This is a genomic window from Butyricicoccus pullicaecorum, assembly GCF_002160355.1.
Taxonomy (GTDB): domain Bacteria; phylum Bacillota; class Clostridia; order Oscillospirales; family Butyricicoccaceae; genus Butyricicoccus; species Butyricicoccus pullicaecorum.
In genome coordinates, this window is the sequence record NZ_NFKK01000048.1 from 1 (window position 1) to 984 (window position 984).

The window sequence follows — 984 nt, forward strand, 5'->3', positions numbered from 1 at the left end:
TAACATTTCCTCTATTGTTGCTTTGCTTTCGTTATTGTTCAGTTTTCAAGGTACAAGTGGTGGGCTTGAGAGGACTCGAACCTCCGACCTTACGCTTATCAGGCGTACGCTCTAACCACCTGAGCTACAAGCCCATGTCAATTAAGGCGTTGGTCGTTGGAAATTACCTCCGCCCAAACTCTCGTCCCGCCCGCAGGCGACACTGAAGTTTTCTTTGCTTTCTTTCTTTTTCAAAAGAAAGAAAGTGGTGGAGATGAGGAGAATCGAACTCCTGACCCCCTGCTTGCAAGGCAGGTGCTCTCCCAGCTGAGCTACACCCCCGTTTTGAACAGGGCTCGGAAGTAATTCCGTCTCTCTTTTCACCATTTTTGAAGGTACATCTTTTTAGAAAGCTTGTGCCTTCTAAATTAAACAACGATTTGCTAACGATCCTGATTGACCTAAGACTCTGAGTTTATCTTTCAAAACTCATGTCTCCTTAGAAAGGAGGTGATCCAGCCGCACCTTCCGATACGGCTACCTTGTTACGACTTCACCCTAATTACCAGTCCTACCTTCGGCCGCGTCCTCCTTGCGGTTAGACTACGGACTTCGGGTATTACCGGCTCTCATGGTGTGACGGGCGGTGTGTACAAGGCCCGGGAACGTATTCACCGCGGCATGCTGATCCGCGATTACTAGCAATTCCGACTTCATGCAGGCGAGTTGCAGCCTGCAATCTGAACTGGGACAGCTTTTAGGGATTTGCTCCACCTCGCGGTTTTGCTTCCCTCTGTATGACTGCCATTGTAGTACGTGTGTAGCCCAAGTCATAAGGGGCATGATGATTTGACGTCGTCCCCACCTTCCTCCGTTTTGTCAACGGCAGTCCGGCTAGAGTGCTCTTGCGTAGCAACTAACCGTAAGGGTTGCGCTCGTTGCGGGACTTAACCCAACATCTCACGACACGAGCTGACGACAACCATGCACCACCTGTCACCGATG

General features: G+C 50.2%; 2 tRNA genes and 1 rRNA gene. All 3 read right to left on the reverse strand.

Features of this window, described 5'->3' with window-relative positions:
• Positions 1 to 57: 57 nt before the first annotated feature.
• Positions 58 to 134: transfer RNA gene (locus B5F17_RS14480), tRNA-Ile, on the reverse strand.
• 111 nt (positions 135 to 245) lie between these two features.
• Positions 246 to 321: transfer RNA gene (locus B5F17_RS14485), tRNA-Ala, on the reverse strand.
• Between the two features lie 161 nt (positions 322 to 482).
• Positions 483 to 984 (reverse strand): 16S ribosomal RNA (locus tag B5F17_RS14490); the annotation flags it as partial.